15 protein-coding genes are annotated in these 16,024 nt (G+C 71.7%); 7 read left to right on the plus strand and 8 right to left on the minus strand.

Annotated features, from left to right (window positions below; translation table 11 throughout):
- Positions 1-79 precede the first annotated feature (79 nt).
- Complete coding sequence (locus ASC64_RS10945; protein WP_056907565.1) at positions 80-1,450, plus strand: cation:dicarboxylate symporter family transporter; 1,371 nt, start codon at positions 80-82, stop codon at positions 1,448-1,450.
- Positions 1,451-1,588: 138 nt separating this feature from the next.
- Here ASC64_RS10945 and glgA read toward each other — a convergent pair whose 3' ends face one another.
- Complete coding sequence (gene glgA / locus ASC64_RS10950) at positions 1,589-2,776, minus strand: glycogen synthase (protein WP_056907566.1); 1,188 nt, start codon at positions 2,774-2,776, stop codon at positions 1,589-1,591.
- A gap of 78 nt (positions 2,777-2,854) precedes the next feature.
- On the opposite strand from glgA, the gene glgC reads away from it, so the two are divergent.
- On the plus strand, positions 2,855-4,102 hold the full coding sequence (gene glgC / locus ASC64_RS10955; protein ID WP_439956812.1) for a glucose-1-phosphate adenylyltransferase: 1,248 nt from the start codon (positions 2,855-2,857) through the stop codon (positions 4,100-4,102).
- Here glgC and ASC64_RS10960 read toward each other — a convergent pair.
- The 4 genes from ASC64_RS10960 to ASC64_RS10975 are packed head-to-tail and all read right to left on the minus strand — an operon-like array spanning position 4,099 to position 6,417.
- Positions 4,099-5,325, minus strand: a complete 1,227-nt coding sequence (locus tag ASC64_RS10960) for an RNA polymerase sigma factor (protein WP_056907568.1) — start codon at positions 5,323-5,325, stop codon at positions 4,099-4,101. The two genes, glgC and ASC64_RS10960, sit on opposite strands and share 4 nt — an antisense overlap.
- 8 nt (positions 5,326-5,333) lie before the next feature.
- Positions 5,334-5,693, minus strand: a complete 360-nt coding sequence (locus ASC64_RS10965) for a YciI family protein (RefSeq protein WP_056907569.1) — start codon at positions 5,691-5,693, stop codon at positions 5,334-5,336.
- The gene (locus ASC64_RS10970) at positions 5,690-6,052 is read right to left on the minus strand and encodes a YciI family protein (RefSeq protein WP_056907570.1); all 363 of its coding nucleotides are present in this window, start codon (positions 6,050-6,052) and stop codon (positions 5,690-5,692) included. Before ASC64_RS10970 ends, ASC64_RS10965 begins: the two co-directional genes overlap by 4 nt.
- A gap of 14 nt (positions 6,053-6,066) precedes the next feature.
- The gene (locus ASC64_RS10975) at positions 6,067-6,417 is read right to left on the minus strand and encodes a YciI family protein (protein WP_056907571.1); all 351 of its coding nucleotides are present in this window, start codon (positions 6,415-6,417) and stop codon (positions 6,067-6,069) included.
- A gap of 134 nt (positions 6,418-6,551) precedes the next feature.
- On the opposite strand from ASC64_RS10975, the gene pgm reads away from it, so the two are divergent.
- Complete coding sequence (pgm, locus tag ASC64_RS10980) at positions 6,552-8,195, plus strand: phosphoglucomutase (alpha-D-glucose-1,6-bisphosphate-dependent) (RefSeq protein WP_056907572.1); 1,644 nt, start codon at positions 6,552-6,554, stop codon at positions 8,193-8,195.
- A gap of 14 nt (positions 8,196-8,209) precedes the next feature.
- Here the strand turns inward: pgm and ASC64_RS10985 are convergent, their stop codons facing one another.
- From ASC64_RS10985 to ASC64_RS10995, 3 genes are all read right to left on the minus strand, one after another.
- On the minus strand, positions 8,210-8,524 hold the full coding sequence (locus tag ASC64_RS10985; protein ID WP_056907573.1) for a hypothetical protein: 315 nt from the start codon (positions 8,522-8,524) through the stop codon (positions 8,210-8,212).
- Positions 8,525-8,648: 124 nt separating this feature from the next.
- Positions 8,649-10,295 (minus strand): acyl-CoA dehydrogenase family protein, encoded by a 1,647-nt coding sequence (locus ASC64_RS10990; protein WP_056907574.1) that lies wholly within the window; start codon positions 10,293-10,295, stop codon positions 8,649-8,651.
- A 49-nt stretch (positions 10,296-10,344) separates the two neighbouring features.
- Positions 10,345-11,409: a matrixin family metalloprotease gene (locus tag ASC64_RS10995; protein WP_056907575.1), complete on the minus strand. Its 1,065-nt coding sequence runs from the start codon at positions 11,407-11,409 to the stop codon at positions 10,345-10,347.
- An 85-nt stretch (positions 11,410-11,494) separates the two neighbouring features.
- On the opposite strand from ASC64_RS10995, the gene ASC64_RS11000 reads away from it, so the two are divergent.
- The 4 genes from ASC64_RS11000 to ASC64_RS11015 all read left to right on the plus strand — a co-directional run bounded on the left by ASC64_RS11000 (position 11,495) and on the right by ASC64_RS11015 (position 15,972).
- Positions 11,495-12,460, plus strand: a complete 966-nt coding sequence (locus ASC64_RS11000; protein ID WP_056907576.1) for a YihY/virulence factor BrkB family protein — start codon at positions 11,495-11,497, stop codon at positions 12,458-12,460.
- Positions 12,461-12,462: 2 nt separating this feature from the next.
- Positions 12,463-13,551, plus strand: coding sequence for a potassium channel family protein (locus ASC64_RS11005; protein ID WP_235563672.1), 1,089 nt, complete (start codon positions 12,463-12,465; stop codon positions 13,549-13,551).
- 14 nt (positions 13,552-13,565) lie between these two features.
- Positions 13,566-14,189 carry a hypothetical protein gene (locus ASC64_RS11010; RefSeq protein ID WP_056907577.1) on the plus strand — a complete coding sequence of 208 codons (624 nt, stop codon included), beginning with the start codon at positions 13,566-13,568 and terminating at the stop codon, positions 14,187-14,189.
- Positions 14,190-14,280: 91 nt separating this feature from the next.
- Positions 14,281-15,972, plus strand: coding sequence for a CHAP domain-containing protein (locus ASC64_RS11015; protein WP_156385135.1), 1,692 nt, complete (start codon positions 14,281-14,283; stop codon positions 15,970-15,972).
- The last annotated feature ends 52 nt before the right edge of the window (positions 15,973-16,024 follow it).

Raw genomic sequence — 16,024 nt, forward strand, 5'->3', positions numbered from 1 at the left:
ACGGTGACGGGACTCACAGGCTCGACGACTCTTGCGGTCGGGCCGGCGATCGCCGGGACCCGGAGCCCAGGAGGACCAGATGAGCACCACGCAACCGGTGACCACGCCCGAGCGGCGGCGCGACCGCACCCACTACCTCTACATCGCGGTCATCATCGCGGTGATCCTCGGGGCCGTGACCGGCCTCGTCCTCCCGGACTTCGCCGTCGGGCTGAAGTGGATCGGCACCACGTTCGTCGCCCTGATCAAGATGATGATCCAGCCGGTCATCTTCTGCACCCTGGTGCTCGGCGTGGGGTCGGTGCGCAGCGCGGCTGCGGTCGGCAAGGTCGGCGGGCTCGCACTGGCGTACTTCCTGACGATGTCGACGGTCGCGCTGGCCATCGGCATGGTGGTCGGCAACCTGCTCGACCCGGGCAAGGGCCTCAACCTGTCCGACGACGTCGCCGGCATCGGCAAGGAGCAGGCCGCGGAGGCCCACGGGTCGACGACCGACTTCATCACCGGCATCGTGCCCGACTCGCTGCTCTCCTCGCTGACCTCCGGTGAGGTGCTCCAGACGCTCCTGGTCGCACTGCTCGTCGGCTTCGCGCTGCAGGCGATGGGCCGCTCTGGCGAGCCGATCCTCACCGGCATCGGCCACCTCCAGCGCCTGGTCTTCCGGGTGCTCGCGATGATCATGTGGGCCGCACCCGTCGGCGCCTTCGCGGCGATCGCGGCGGTGGTGGGCGAGACCGGCGTCGACGCCCTCAAGAGCCTCGCGACGATCATGGTCGCCTTCTACCTCACCTGCTTCGTCTTCGTCTTCGGCGTGCTCGGAGCGATCCTCAAGATGGCGACCGGGGTCAACATCTTCAGCCTGCTGAAGTACCTCGGCCGCGAGTTCCTCCTGATCGTCTCGACCTCCTCCTCCGAGTCGGCCCTGCCCCGCCTGATCGCGAAGATGAACCACGCCGGCGTCGAGAAGACGACGGTCGGCGTCGTCGTGCCGACGGGCTACTCCTTCAACCTCGACGGCACCGCGATCTACCTGACGATGGCGTCGATCTTCATCGCCGACGCGCTCGACAAGCCGCTCTCGATCGGCGAGCAGGTCTCCCTGCTGCTGTTCATGGTCATCGCGTCGAAGGGTGCTGCCGGTGTCACCGGAGCCGGCCTCGCCACCCTGGCCGGCGGGCTGTCCTCGCACCGTCCGGAGCTGCTCGACGGCGTCGGCCTGATCGTCGGCATCGACCGCTTCATGTCCGAGGCCCGCGCGGTCACCAACTTCGCCGGCAACTCGGTGGCCACCGTTCTCATCGGTCACTGGACCGGCACCCTCGACCGCGCCCAGCTCGACCGGGTGCTCGCCGGTGAGGACGAGTTCGACGAGGCCACGATGGTCGACGACCACGACACCTCGCCGGCGCCCGCCTCGCTGGCCGAGGAAGTGGTCCCCGCCGGTCGCTGACCCACCACCGCGACGCCCCGGACCGTCCTCGGTCCGGGGCGTCGCGGCATCCGCCGGTGCCGGCTGGGCAGGGGGTGGCGGCAGATCGCGTCCGAGAGGCGGTCCTGGCTGCGAAGTGCCGCCACCCTCGGTCGGGCGTCAGGTCAGCGAGGAGTAGAGGTCGAGGGTGCGGGTGGCGATCGAGCCCCAGCTGAAGGACTCCTCGGCCCGGCGACGACCGGCGACTCCGTAGGCGCGGGCGCGGTCGGGGTCGCTGACCGCCTCGGTGAGGGCGGCGGCGAGGTCGGCGACGTACTTCTCCGGCTCGAGCGGGGTGCCGGTGCCGTCGGTCGCCTGCTCGATCGGCACCAGCCAGCCGGTCTCGCCGTGGACGACGACCTCGGGGATGCCGCCGGTCGCGGTCGCGACGACCGCGGTCTCGCAGGCCATAGCCTCGAGGTTGACGATGCCCAGCGGCTCGTAGATCGAGGGGCAGGCGAAGACGGTCGCCGCAGTGAGCAGTGCGACCACGTCGGCGCGGGGAAGCATCTCGGCGATCCACACGACGCCCGAGCGGGCGGCGGCGAGGTCGTCGACCAGCCCGCGCACCTCCGCCTCGATCTCGGGGGTGTCCGGTGCGCCGGCACACAGCACGAGCTGGACCTCGGGAGGCAGCGCCGCCGCGGCGCGGAGGAACAGCGGGAGACCCTTCTGGCGGGTGATCCGGCCGACGAAGATCACGCTCGGCCGGTCGGGGTCGAGGCCGAGCTCGCGGACCCGGTCGGCGTTGGGCACCGGCGACCACAAGGTGGTGTCGATCCCGTTGTGCACGACGTGCACCCGCGCCGGGTCGACCGCGGGATAGCTGCGCAGCACGTCGTCGCGCATCGCCGCACTCACCGCGACGATCCCCGCCGCCCCTTCGTATGCCGTCCGCTCGGCCCAGCTGGAGAGGGCATAACCGCCGCCGAGCTGCTCGGCCTTCCACGGCCGCATCGGCTCGAGGGAGTGGGCGCTGACGACGTGCGGGATGCCGTGCATCAGGCCGGCGAGGTGGCCGGCCATGTTGGCGTACCAGGTGTGCGAGTGGACCAGGTCGGCGCCGGCGCAGTCGTCGACCATCGCGAGGTCGACGCCCAGCGTCCGGATGGCCGCGTTGGCGCCCGCGAGCGACTCCGGCTCGGCGTACGCCGTCGTGCCGGGCTCGGAGCGCGGGGCCCCGAAGCACCGCACGCGGGCGTCCACGTCGGGCAGCACCCGCAGCGCCCGCACCAGCTCGGCCACGTGGACGCCGGCACCGCCGTAGACCTCGGGCGGGTACTCCTTGCTGAGGACGTCGATCCGCATGAATCGAACCTAGACCGAAACGAGCACGCGAGGGAGGTCGACCGCGCCCCCGCGGACGGCTAGTTTCGACGCATGGCCATCACGCCCCCGCGCAAGAAGGTCCTCGCCGTCGTCCTCGCCGGTGGGGAGGGCAAACGGCTGATGCCGCTGACCGCCGACCGCGCCAAGCCGGCGGTGCCGTTCGGCGGCATCTACCGGCTGATCGACTTCGCGCTGTCCAACGTCGTGAACTCCGGCTACCTCAAGGTCGTCGTGCTCACGCAGTACAAGTCGCACAGCCTCGACCGCCACGTCACCACGACGTGGCGGATGTCCAACCTCCTCGGCAACTACGTCACGCCGGTGCCTGCCCAGCAGCGCGTCGGCAAGCGCTGGTACCTCGGCAGCGCCGACGCGATCTTCCAGTCACTCAACCTGCTGACCGACGAGCGGCCCGACATCGTCGTCGTGGTGGGCGCCGACCACGTCTACCGGATGGACTTCGCCCAGATGGTCGCCGACCACGTCGAGTCCGGCGCCGGGTGCACGGTCGCCGCGATCCGCCAGCCGATCGGTCTCGCCGACCAGTTCGGCGTGATCGACGTCGACCCGGGCAACCCGCAGCGGATCCGGGCGTTCCTCGAGAAGCCGACCGACCCGGTCGGCCTGCCCGACGCCCCCGACGAGGTGCTCGCCAGCATGGGCAACTACGTCTTCGACGCCGACGCGCTGCGCGACGCCGTCACCCGCGACGCCGAGCGCGAGCAGTCCAAGCACGACATGGGCGGTGACATCGTGCCGTGGTTCGTCGACAAGTCGGAGTCGGCGGTCTACGACTACAAGGACAACGAGGTCCCGGGCTCCACGGACCGCGACCGGGGCTACTGGCGCGACGTCGGGACCATGCGCTCCTACTACGACGCGCACATGGACCTCGTCTCGCCGCTGCCGGTCTTCAACCTCTACAACACCGCCTGGCCGATCTACACCAGCTACGGCCCGCACCCGCCGGCCAAGCTGGTCGAGGGTGCCAGCGGTGCCGGGGTGGCCACCTTCAACTCGATCCTGTCCCCGGGCGTCGTCGTCAGCGGCGGCACGGTCAACAAGTCGGTGCTCTCGCCGGCGGTCTGGGTCAAGGACGGCGCCGAGGTCTCCGACTCCGTGCTGATGGACGGTGTGCGCGTCGGCGAGGGCGCCGTCGTACGCAACGCGATCATCGACAAGGGCGTCGTCATCCCGGCCGGTGTCCAGATCGGCGTCGACCAGGAGGCCGACCTCGCGCGAGGATTCGTCGTCGACGAGGGCCTGACCGTGCTGGCCAAGCAGCAGCACGTCCCGGAGGACTAGAGCGCGTCGCGCTTCCCGACGAGGAACTCGCGCTCCACGTCGTTGCGGCACGCCGCCACCGCCTGGTCGTACGCCGCGCGCGCCGCGTCCACGTCGCCGGCGCGCGCGAGCAGCTCGGCCCGCACCGCTGCGGGCCGGTGGCTGTCGGCGATCTCGATCCCCTCAAGCGCAGTCAGGCCGGCGGCCGTGCCGCTGTCCTCGGCGACGGCGACCGCGCGGGCCAGGCGAGCCGACGGCGACGGTGCCACCTGCAGCAGCAGGTCGTACCACCGCACGATGCGGTCCCACCGGGTGTCCTCCGCTGCGGTCGCAGTGGCGTGCTCCGCGGCGATCCGCGCCTGCAGGACGTACGACGCCGCGAGGGGCGACAGCGGCCCGGCCAGGCACGGGCGGGCCAGCAGCCGGATCGCCTCGGCGACCTCGTCATGATGCCAGCGGGTCCGGTCCTGGTCGGTGAGCAGCACCAGTCGTCCGTCGCGGACCCGCGCATCGCGGCGGGAGTGCTGCAGCAGCATCAGTGCGAGCAGCGCGACCAGGCTGGGCTCGTCGGGCCGCAGCCCCAGCACGACCCGAACCAGCCGGATCGCCTCGCCGGACGCCGCGGCCCGGAGCAGGTCGGGGCCGGTGCCGGGGGAGTAGCCGGCGGTGAAGGCCAGGTAGGACGTCTGCGCGACGACGTCGAGGCGCTCGGGCAACGCGCTCGCGTCGGGCACGGCGAACGGGATGCCCGCGCCGACGATGCGCTTCTTCGCCCTCGTGAGGCGGGCGGCCATGGTCGGCTCCGGGACCAGGAACAGCCGGGCGATGTCGGGCGTCGGCACGCCGAGCACGAGGCGCAGCGACAGCGCGCTCGCCGCCTCGGGTACGAGCGCGGGGTGCGCGCACATCAGCACCAGCCGCAGCACGTCGTCCTCGACCAGGCTGCCGGCGTCGGCCATGGTGCGTGCTCCCTCCTCGTGGCGTTCGGCGTCGATGCGCAGCAGGGGCTCCTTGCGCCGGGCCACGTCCTCGCTGCGCAGCCGGTCGAGCACCCGACGCCGGGCAGCCGTCATCAGCCACGCCGCGGGGTTGCCGGGCGTGCCGTCGACCGGCCACGTGCGGCTGGCGGCCTCGACCGCGTCGCCGAGCGCGTCCTCGACGAGGTCGAGCCGGCGGAACTGCGAGAGGAGCAGCGCCACCAGCCGGCCCCACTCCTCCCGCACGACCTCCTCGAGCTGGTCCATGCGGCTCCTCAGCCGGAGACGTCGATGGTCGGGTGGATCTGGATGTCGTACGCCGGCAGCACCCGCAGCAGGTCCACGACCACGTCGAGGTCGGGCGCCTCCAGCAGGTAGAACCCGCCCATGCCCTCGATGACCTCGGTGTAGGGACCGTCGGTGAGCGCGACCCGGCCGTCGACCGACGTCCGCATCACCGTGGCGTCGCGCGAGTCGGACAGTGCCTCACCGGCGAGCAGCTCGATGCCGTCGCGCGCCCGGCACGCCGCGTCGAACGCCCCGAACTTGGCCATCGCGGCTGTCTGCTCCGCCTCCGTCTGCTCGGGCCAGGGCTTCTCCGCGCCATCGCCGATCAGCAGCACCAGGTACTTCATGAGGGCCGCTCCGCGGCGTCGACGTTGGGCCGCACCTCGATGCCGTCTCCGGTCGCGGCGATGATCTGGCAGCACTCCACCAGCCCGTCGAGGTCGTCGGTGCGGATCTGGTAGTAGCCGCCGACGGCCTCCACGGCCTCGGCGTACGGGCCCTCGGTCGCGGGCCCGCCGCCCGCAGGGATCGAGCGGGCCTCCGACGTGCGGGTCAGCTCGGCGCCGCCGACGATCGTGTGCCCGCCGGCGGCGAGCGCCTCGTTGAACCTCGCGTACTGGGCGTAGCCCTCCTCGCGCTCCGTCAAGGTCATCGACGTCCACCAACGATCGGCGTCCCCGATGATCAGCACGGTGTACTCAGCCATGTCTGCTCGTCCTCTCACTCGGCCATGCGACGGAACTCGAGGAGCTCACCGCGGCTGGACCACCGTTCGCAGGCGGCACGCAGGTCGGCCTCGTCGTCCGACCGGACGAGGTAGAAGCCCACGACCTGCTCCACCGACTCGGTGAACGGGCCGTCCGTCACGAGCGTGCCGCCGGCCCCGTCGGGTCGCATCGAGGTCGCGTCCGCCGACGGCTCGAGCGGACCGGCGACCAGCAGCTCGTGGCCCCCGCTCCTCAGGTCTTCCTGGAACTGCGCGTGCGAGCGCATCCCCTTCTCGTGCTCCTCCGGTGGCAGGTCTGCCCACTCGGCCTCGGGTGCGGGCAGCAGGATCAGGTAGCGGCTCATCGCGCGGTGAACTCCTCGGGTGTGGTGGGCCGCCGGTCTGCGGCCTCACCACTGTGACGGACGGACCCGAGAGGAATCGACAGCAAGGGTGTGCCTTTCTCGACGGGGACCGCTCCGACCACCAAGATGGGGGCATGGCCAACCACGAGAGAGCAGGACAGCCCGCCCGCACCGAGGACCTCGTGGACGTGTCCCACCTCGTCACGGCCTACTTCGACCTCGAGCCCGACCCCGACGACGTCACCCAGCAGGTCGCCTTCGGCACGAGCGGTCACCGCGGCACCTCGCTGAACACGTCCTTCAACGAGGTCCACATCGCCGCGACCACGCAGGCGATCTGCGACTACCGCAAGGAGCAGGGCTACGACGGCCCGCTGTTCATCGGTCGCGACACCCACGCCCTGTCCGAGCCCGCCTGGGCGACGGCGCTCGAGGTGCTGGTCGCCAACGACGTGACCGTGCTGGTCGACGACCGCGACGGGTTCACGCCGACCCCTGCGGTCAGCCACGCGATCCTGCGCGCCAACCAGGGGCGTACGACGGGTGCGGGCCTCGCCGACGGCATCGTGGTCACCCCGTCGCACAACCCGCCCCAGGACGGCGGCTTCAAGTACAACCCGCCGCACGGCGGCCCCGCCGACACCGACGCCACCTCGGTCATCGCCGCGCGGGCCAACGAGCTGATCCGCGGCAACATCGAGGGCGTGCAGCGGGTGGCGTTCGCCAAGGCGCGCGCCGCCGTCGGCAGCTACGACTTCCTCGGCACCTACGTCGACGACCTGCCGCAGGTCCTCGACCTCGACGCGATCCGCGACGCCGGCGTCCGGATCGGCGCCGACCCCCTCGGCGGCGCGAGCGTGGCCTACTGGGGCGAGATCGCCGAGCGCCACCGCCTGGACCTGTCCGTGGTCAACCCGCTCGTCGACCCGACGTGGCGCTTCATGACGCTCGACTGGGACGGCAAGATCCGCATGGACTGCTCCTCGCCCTACGCCATGGCCTCGCTGGTCGGCCGCAAGGACGACTACGCCATCGCCACGGGAAACGACGCCGACGCCGACCGGCACGGCATCGTCACGCCCGATGCCGGCCTGATGAACCCCAACCACTTCCTCGCCGTCGCCATCGGCTACCTCTTCGGGGGCGCACGACCGGGCTGGCCCGACACCGCGCGGATCGGCAAGACCCTCGTGTCGAGCTCGATGATCGACCGCGTCGCCGAGTCGATCGGCAAGCCGCTGGTCGAGGTGCCCGTCGGCTTCAAGTGGTTCGTGCCCGGCCTGATGGACGGCTCGTTCGGGTTCGGCGGCGAGGAGTCGGCCGGCGCCTCCTTCCTGCGCCGCGACGGATCGACCTGGACCACCGACAAGGACGGACTCCTGCTCGCGCTGCTCGCCAGCGAGATCCTCGGTGCGACGGGCCGGACGCCGAGCGAGCACTACGCCGACCTGGTCGCGCAGCACGGCGACCCCGCCTACGCCCGCATCGACGCCCCGGCCAGCCGTGAGGAGAAGGCCAAGCTCGGCGCGCTCTCGCCCGACGACGTCCGCGCGACGTCGCTGGCGGGCGAGCAGATCACGGGCAAGCTCACCGAGGCGCCCGGCAACGGGGCCAGGATCGGCGGGCTCAAGGTCACCACCGAGTCGGCCTGGTTCGCGGCGCGCCCGAGCGGCACCGAGGACGTCTACAAGATCTACGCCGAGTCGTTCCGCGGTCCCGAGCACCTCGCCGAGGTGCAGGCCGAGGCGCGGGAGGTCGTCAGCAGCGCGCTGGCCTGACCGGTCAGAGCGGGTCAGCCCCCGACGGGGCCGGCCTCGATGGGCTGCCGGGCCGCGCCCCAGTGGGCGCGCGCCTCGCTGTCCTGATCGGCAGGGGCGTCGTCCTCGCCGTCGATGGCGGAGCGCGAGAAGCTCACCGCCACGATCGAGTCGAGGCGCACGAGCACCTGGTGGCCGTTGCCGTCGTCGAGGATCACGCCGAGCCCGTCAGCGCCGACGATCACGCCGTCGAGCCACGTGCCGGAGACCAGCACGCGCACCGGCGCGGCTGCGTCCTGGGCATGGCGCAGCAAGGTGCCGACCGTGAACAGCGTGCTTCCCTGGACCATGTGCCCCCCTCGTTGACCTGGTCCAGACCATACGTGTCGGCGGGCGCGGTCCGCGGCCGTTCGGGATTCCCTGACTGATCGGTCTCCCCGGATGGCCCGGATGGGCCATGCCGGTTCAGGCCGGTCAGGTCGTCGGGGTCGCGCGCTCGACGACGGACCGCAGTCCGCCGCTGGTGAGCATCCCGAACGTCCCGGCGTACGACGTCCCGAGGCGGCTTCCGCAGAAGGCATCCGCCACCTCGGCGGGGGCGAAGCGCACCAGCAGCGAGCCCTGGAGGCAGGCCGCCATCTGGCCGGCCAGCCGGCGCGCACCGGCTTCCATCCCGGACGTGTCGCCGAGCAGCGCCAGCGTGTCGTCGACGGCCCGGTCGAGCCGGCTGTCGCCGCCACGGGCCGCGCCCACCTCGGTGATCCACGCCTGGAGCACCTCCGGCTCGCGGCCCAGGGCGCGCAGCACGTCGAGGGCGTTGACGTTGCCCGAGCCCTCCCAGATCGAGTTGAGCGGGGACTCGCGGAACATCAGCGGCAGTCCGGAGTCCTCGACGTAGCCGTTGCCACCCAGGCACTCGAGTGCCTCGGCCACCATCGCCGGCGTGCGCTTGCACACCCAGAACTTGGCGAGCGGCAGAGCGATGCGCCGCAACGCGGCCTCGTGCGGGTCGTCGGCCCGGTCCACGGCCGCGGCGAGCCGCATCGCCAGAGCCGTCGCAGCCTCCGACTCGACCGCGAGGTCCGCCACGACGTTCTGCATCAGCGGTTTGTCGACGAGCAGGCCGCCGAACGCCGACCGGTGCGCGACGTGCCACGACGCCTCGGCGAGGGCGTGACGCATGAGGGCGGCCGATCCGAGGACGCAGTCGAGCCGGGTGGCGGCGACCATCTCGATGATCGTGCGCACGCCGCGCCCCTCGTCGCCCAGCCGCTGGGCGAGGGTGCCCTCGAGCTCCAGCTCGCTGGACGCGTTGGACCGGTTGCCGAGCTTGTCCTTGAGCCGGACCACGTCGATCCGGTTGCGGGTGCCGTCGGCCAGCACGCGCGGCACGACGAAGCACGTCACGCCGCCGGCGGCCTGCCCGAGCACCAGGAAGACGTCGTTCATCGGCGCCGAGGTGAACCACTTGTGCCCGTGCAGGGTGTACCAGCCGTCCTCGGACGTCGGCACCGCTCGCGTCTGGTTGGCCCGCACGTCGGAGCCGCCCTGCTTCTCCGTCATGCCCATGCCGGCGAGCGCGCCGGTCTTGTCGGCCCGCGGGCGCACGCCCGGGTCGTAGGAGCGGGCGGCGAGCAGCGGCGTCCACTCCTTGGCGATCGCGTCGTCGGCCCGCAGCGCGGGCACGGCGGCGTACGTCATCGAGATCGGGCAGCCGTGCCCCGGCTCGGTCTGCGACCACGCGAAGAACCCGGCAGCACGCCGCAGGTGCGCGTGAGGGTCGCCGGCCTCCTGCTGCTCCCACGGCGCGGCCTGCAGGCCGTGGCCGACCGCCCGCTCCATCAACCAGTGCCAGGAGGGGTGGAACTCGACCTCGTCGATCCGGGTGCCCCACCGGTCGTACGTCGTCAGCTCGGGGTGGTGCCGGTTGGCGAGCCGACCCTGCTCGCGGGCCTCCGCGGTGCCCGCCTCGGCGCCGAGCGGGGCCAGGTCGTCGACCAGGTCGGCCGACCCGTGGCGGACCAGCGCCTCGGTGAGCACGTGGTCGGCGGTCACCACGTTGTGGCCGACGAGGGGAGGTGCCTGGTTGGTGGCGGTGCGGGGGTCCTGCTGGTCGTTCATGGCGCCCACCGTAGAGGGTGGGGGCCCGGCGGAGGTGCCGATCGGGTCCTCAGTCCAGGCTGGTGGCCAGCGGCGCGACCCGCTGGAGGCTCGCCCTGCGGTGGAAGCGCACCGGCCGGGTGCAGCCGGCCTGCAGACCGAGCTTGCTGAAGCCGTTGAGGTCACCGGCCTGGTAGACCAGCGGCAGCGAGTAGAGCTCCACGCCGGGTGTCATGAACTGGTCCGGCGCCGAGACGTGGCCGAGTCCCATGACGTGGCCGACCTCGTGGAGCGTGAGCTGCTGGAACTCGGTGGCGTTCATCGTCGCGGTGTCGGTGAGGTCGTAGACCACGCCGCCGTCGAGGGCCTCCCAGATCGCCTTGCCGCGAGCGTCGCGGGCGCGGCGGGTGCGGTCGTAGCCGCCGCGGGCCGCCGTGGTGGGGCCGAGGTCGAGCTTGGTCTCGGCGTCGGTGGTCCACCCGAAGATGATGTCGGGGTCCTTGCGCTTCCAGGTGCGGTCCAGCGGGTTCGAGCTGGTCTCGCCCGCGAACCTGAACCGCACGCCGGTCGCCTGCGACACCAGGGCCATCGTGTTGTGGATGCCGGTCGAGACGGTGCCGGCGTCGGGCGTCGCGCGCGAGGTGTTGATGCCGTAGGTCAGGGTCCGGCACGGGTTCCAGCGGTCGCGCGAACGGCCGAGGGTCTCCCACGAGTCGGGGGAGCCCAAGGGGGTGTACGCCGGCACGACGCTGAGGCGGTGCGCCTTCGAGACGCTGCCGCGGTGCTTGCGTGTCGGCTTCACGCGGGCACGCAGCCTGGTGGAGTAGAACCAGTCGGTCGGAACGGTGAAGGCGTAGGCGCCGCCCTTGGCCGACCGGTCCTTGCCGACGGTGCGCCAGCCGGAGGCGATCTTCTGCTCCAGCACGACCCGCCTCTTCTGCTTGCCCTTGTCCTTGACCCACCCGGAGAGCGTCACGGCCCCGCCGGGGTTGGTGGCCGTCGCGCTGAGCGTGGCGGAGACGCGCGTCCTGCGGGGACCGGCCTCGGCCGGCGACGCCAGCAGCGAGACGGTGAGGGCGCCCGTGCCGAGCATCGCGACGGCGGCCAGGACGGGTGTGCGGGAGAGTCGGCGCATGGAGTGACGCTACCCACGGAGGTGGGTGGGAAACCCGCCGCGGCGGTTCGGCCCGGACGGCGGACCAGTCGATAGCGTGGCGCCCATGGTCGAGGCGCGAGAGGAGCACCCTGCCCGGCGCCGGGTCGAGGCCCTCGCGCGCCGGTGGCGCGAGCACCTGTGGCGCATCATCGTGACCACCGTCGGGTCGTGCCTGCGGCACCGGGTGACCGGACTGGCGGCGGAGGCGGCGTTCTTCGCGGTGCTCTCGGTGCCGCCCCTGGTCTTCGCCCTCGCCGGCGCCATCGGGTTCGTCAGCGAGCGGTTCACCGCCACCCAGATCGAGGACATCAGCAACGCGGTCCTCGAGATCTCGCGCCAGGCGCTGACCGACCGCGCGGTGGACCGGATCATCGAGCCGACGATCAACGAGGTGCTGCGCGGCGGACGCTACGACGTGATCTCGATCGGCTTCGTCCTCGCCCTGTGGTCGGGCTCGCGTGCGCTCAACGTCTTCGTCGACACCATCACGATCATGCACGGCCTCGGTGGGCACCGGGGCATCGTGCGCACCCGCGCGCTGTCGTTCGTCCTCTACGTCCTCGCGATGGTCACCGGCGCCGTGAGCCTGCCGCTGGTGGTCGCCGGCCCCACGCTGGTCGATCGCGTGCTCCCGGACCGCCTCGACTTCGTCAACAGCCTCTACTGGCCGGTCGTGCTCGCGATCTGCATCTGCTTCCTCGCCACGCTCTACCACGTGTCCGTCCCGGTCCGGACGAACTGGAGCTTCAACCTCCCCGGAGCGGCCTTCGCGCTGTTCTGCTGGATCGCGGGGTCCTACGTCCTGCGCTGGGTGCTGACGGTGACGGCGGCCGAGTCGCGGTCGATCTACGGCCCCCTTGCCGCACCCATCGCGGTGCTGCTGTGGCTCTACCTGCTGGCGCTCGCCGTGCTGATCGGGGCCGCCGTCAACGCGGCCTTCGACACGGTCTTTCCACAGAAGTACACGACGCGGGCCCGCCTGGAGCTGGTGCAACGCCTGCGCGACCGGATCATCGTGCGAGACTCCTGACCGTGCACCCCGCCAGCAGCCACCCCAGCGTGGGTCGGGTGTCCCTGCCCGAGCGGGTGCGGTCGCCGTGGTGGGAGCTCGGACGCCGGGTGCTGATGGCCGTGGGGATCCTGGTCGGCACGGTCCTGCTGGTCTACTTCGACCGCGCCGGCTACCGCGACAACGCCCATCCGGGGCGCGACCTGTCGATGCTGGACGCGTTCTACTACACGACCGTCACGCTCAGCACGACCGGCTACGGCGACATCGCGCCGGAGTCGGAGCAGGCGCGGCTGGTCAACGCGCTGGTCATCACGCCGGCACGCATCGCGTTCCTGGTCCTGCTGATCGGCACCACCCTGGAGGTCCTCGCCTCCCAGGGCCGCGAGATGTTCCGGGTCGCCCGGTGGAGGAAGAAGATGGACGAGCACGTCGTCGTCGTCGGCTACGGCACGAAGGGCCGCAGCGCGATCGAGACGCTCCTGAGCAACGGGTACGACCGCTCGGCGATCGTCGTGGTCGACCCCGGGCTCGTGGCGATGGAGGAGGCCAACCGCGACCAGCTCGTCGGCATCGTGGGCGACGCGACCCGACGCGGGGTGCTGCGCCAGGCGGGCGTCGAGAAGGCGACCCACGTCATCATCACCACCGACCGCGACGACTCCAACGTTCTCGTCACCTTGACGGTGCGCCAGATCAACCCCGACGCGTGGATCGTGGCGTCGGTGCGTGAGCAGGAGAACGTCCCGCTGATGCGGCAGTCGGGAGCGAACTCCGTCATCACCTCCTCCGACGCGGTCGGCCGCCTGCTCGGCCTGTCGTCGATGTCGCCGATGCTCGGCTCGGTCATGGAGGACCTGATGACCTACGGCGAGGGCCTCGAGGTCGCCGAGCGCGACCTGCTCGTCGCCGAGGTCGGCAAGCAGCCGCAGCGGCTGCCCGACCAGGTCATCGCGGTCATCCGCGACGAGAAGGTCTACCGCTACTTCGACCCGGTGGTCTCGCTGCTCGCACGCGGCGACCGGCTCATCGTCGTACGCCCGGCCAAGGAGCTCCCGTGGGCGCCCCGCCCGGGCACCCACGGCGAGGACCTCGCCGAGGACGACGACTGAGTGGACGTCCAGTCGTGATCGCGTCGCACGCCCACCGGTTCGTCTTCGTCAAGACCCGCAAGACCGCGGGCACCAGCCTCGAGATCGCCCTCTCGCGTCACTGCGGACCCGACGACATCGTCACCCGGATCAGCCCCGAGGACGAGGAGCTGCGGGCCGCCGCCGGGGGAGTCGGGCCCCAGAACGACGACACCGACCCCAGCTCGTACGCCCACATGGGCGCCCGCCGCGTCATCGAGGTGATCGGTCGCGAGACGTGGGACGCCTACTTCACCTTCGCGGTCGAGCGGAACCCCTACGACGTGGTGGCCTCCTCCTACCGCTACAGCGTGCGCAAGCCGACCTTCACCAAGACCTTCGCCGAGTTCGTGCGGACCCCCCGTCGCCTCGACCGGCTCGCCCTCAACGAGCGGCTCTACCGCCTCGGCGGCCGCGTGGTCGTCGACCGGGTCTACCGCTACGAGGACCTCCCGGCCGCGGTCGCGGACATCTCGGGCCGCCTCGGCATCGCCCTCGACCTCCCGCACGCCAAGCAGGGGAGCGGGCCGCACTACCGCGAGCTCTACGGACCCGGCGACGCCGACATCGTCGCCGAGCGCTTCCGGAGGACGATCCGCGAGTTCGGCTACGAGTTCTGACGCTCAGCCACGCGTCCGAAAACGAATTACACAATTGTTCTTCACTCATCGGCGTGGCGCGCTTGACATATGACTCATAGCATCGCCTCTCGTGCACCAACAGTCACAAGCGCCACACACGTCACAGCCGCCCTCCTCCGGACTCGCGAGCGGGCTGCGCGACGCCGTACGTCGGGCCCGTGACACCGCGACGCTGGTGGCCGGGGCGCTGCTGGTCCTGCTCGTGGGCATGCCGAGCACCACCGCTCCGATCAGCCTCGCGTCCTCGAGCTACCTCTGCACCGGCTACCAGGGATGCGCGGCCGCCGGGTACGGCGACGGCGGCTACCGGCAGGCGGCCGGCACGTCGTACTGGCGCATGTTCACCGGGCACAACTGCACGAACTACGTGGCCTACCGGCTCATCCAGTCCGGGATGCCGAACACGCGGCCGTGGGAGGGCAACGGCAACGCGTCGAACTGGGGCGTGGCGATGGCCGGCATCACGGACCAGTCGCCTCGCGTCGGCGCCGTCGCGTGGTATCCGCCCCACGTGACCCCCGCCGGGTCGGCAGGTCACGTGGCCTACGTGGAGCAGGTCATCTCCGACACCGAGATCATCGTCTCGGAGGACTACTGGGGAGGCGACTTCCACTGGCGCCGGATCACCAAGACCGGTGGAGGCTGGCCCAGCGGGTTCATCCACTTCAACGACCGCGTGGTCGAGCCCACGGCTCCTCCGACGGTCACGGGTGAGCCGAAGGTCGGCGCGCCCCTCGAGGTCGCCGTCGGTGCCTGGACGCCGACGCCGTCCAGCGTCACCGTGCAGTGGCTGGCCGACGGCGCGGCCATCCCCGGCGCGACCGGAGCGGGCTACGTGCCGACCCCGGACGTGAAGGGCAAGACGCTGACGGCCGAGGTGACGGCGCAGCTGGACGGCTACACGCCGGGGGAGGCGGCGGTGGCCACGTCCCCGGTCGCGCCGGGCGCGTTCCAGCCCTCGGCACAACCGTCCATCCAGGGCGTGCCGGAGGCCGGCCAGACCCTGACCCTCACTGTGCCGTCGTGGTCTCCGCAGCCGGCGAAGGTCACCACTCAGTGGTACGCCGACGGGGAACCGCTGGCGGACGCCACCGGGTCGACCCTCGTGCTCACCCGCGACCAGATCGGTGCCCGCATCAGCGCCCGCGTCACGGCGAGCGCCAAGGCCTACCGGAAGTCACGGACCACGGCGCCCGAGACCGGACCCGTCCTGGCCAAGCCGGTGTCCGTGGTCACGCCCGCCCGGGTGAAGGGCAGCGCAGAGGTGGGCGGCCGCCTGACCGCACAGGCAGGCACCGCTCGCCCCGGTGACGCCACGGCGACCTACCGGTGGCTGCGCGACGGTCGACCCGTCGCCAAGGCCACCCACCCGGTCTACACCGTCCGGCGCGGGGACCTCGGGCACAGCATGTCCGTCGAGGTCACCCTCGACCGGCGCAACTTCCGGGCCACCACCCAGACCATCGCCGTGGCCCCGGTCACCACGGTCCCGAAGCTGCGGGTCCGCAGCGAGGCCAAGCGAGGCCGGGCCGTGATCGACGTGCGCGTCAAGGCGGTCGGAGCGCGCAAGCCCGCCGGCGCCATCACCGTCAGCGTCGGCAAGAAGGTCGTCGAGGGCCAGGTCGTGGACGGCCGTGCACACCTCGTCGTGCGCGACCTCCGCGCGGGCACCAGGCCGCTGGTCGTGCGCTACGCGGGCACCGACCTCGTCCAGGCGGCGGTCTCCCGGTCGACGGTGACGGTGGAGCGTGGCCGCCAGTAGGAACGGCCCCAGCCGACAGCAAAGGACACGTGTCCGACTTCTCACCCTACGG

Source organism: Nocardioides sp. Root122, assembly GCF_001425025.1.
Taxonomy (GTDB): Bacteria; Actinomycetota; Actinomycetes; order Propionibacteriales; family Nocardioidaceae; genus Nocardioides.

Bases quoted from the DNA above. Each gene is read 5' to 3' on its own strand.
- ASC64_RS10945 (WP_056907565.1), top strand. From the start codon at position 80: ATGAGCACCACGCAACCGGTGACCACGCCCGAGCGGCGGCGCGACCGC.
- glgA (WP_056907566.1), bottom strand. From the start codon at position 2,776: ATGCGGATCGACGTCCTCAGCAAGGAGTACCCGCCCGAGGTCTACGGC.
- ASC64_RS10960 (WP_056907568.1), bottom strand. From the start codon at position 5,325: ATGGACCAGCTCGAGGAGGTCGTGCGGGAGGAGTGGGGCCGGCTGGTG.
- ASC64_RS10965 (WP_056907569.1), bottom strand. From the start codon at position 5,693: ATGAAGTACCTGGTGCTGCTGATCGGCGATGGCGCGGAGAAGCCCTGG.
- ASC64_RS10970 (WP_056907570.1), bottom strand. From the start codon at position 6,052: ATGGCTGAGTACACCGTGCTGATCATCGGGGACGCCGATCGTTGGTGG.
- ASC64_RS10975 (WP_056907571.1), bottom strand. From the start codon at position 6,417: ATGAGCCGCTACCTGATCCTGCTGCCCGCACCCGAGGCCGAGTGGGCA.
- pgm (WP_056907572.1), top strand. From the start codon at position 6,552: ATGGCCAACCACGAGAGAGCAGGACAGCCCGCCCGCACCGAGGACCTC.
- ASC64_RS10985 (WP_056907573.1), bottom strand. From the start codon at position 8,524: ATGGTCCAGGGAAGCACGCTGTTCACGGTCGGCACCTTGCTGCGCCAT.
- ASC64_RS10990 (WP_056907574.1), bottom strand. From the start codon at position 10,295: ATGAACGACCAGCAGGACCCCCGCACCGCCACCAACCAGGCACCTCCC.
- ASC64_RS10995 (WP_056907575.1), bottom strand. From the start codon at position 11,409: ATGCGCCGACTCTCCCGCACACCCGTCCTGGCCGCCGTCGCGATGCTC.
- ASC64_RS11000 (WP_056907576.1), top strand. From the start codon at position 11,495: ATGGTCGAGGCGCGAGAGGAGCACCCTGCCCGGCGCCGGGTCGAGGCC.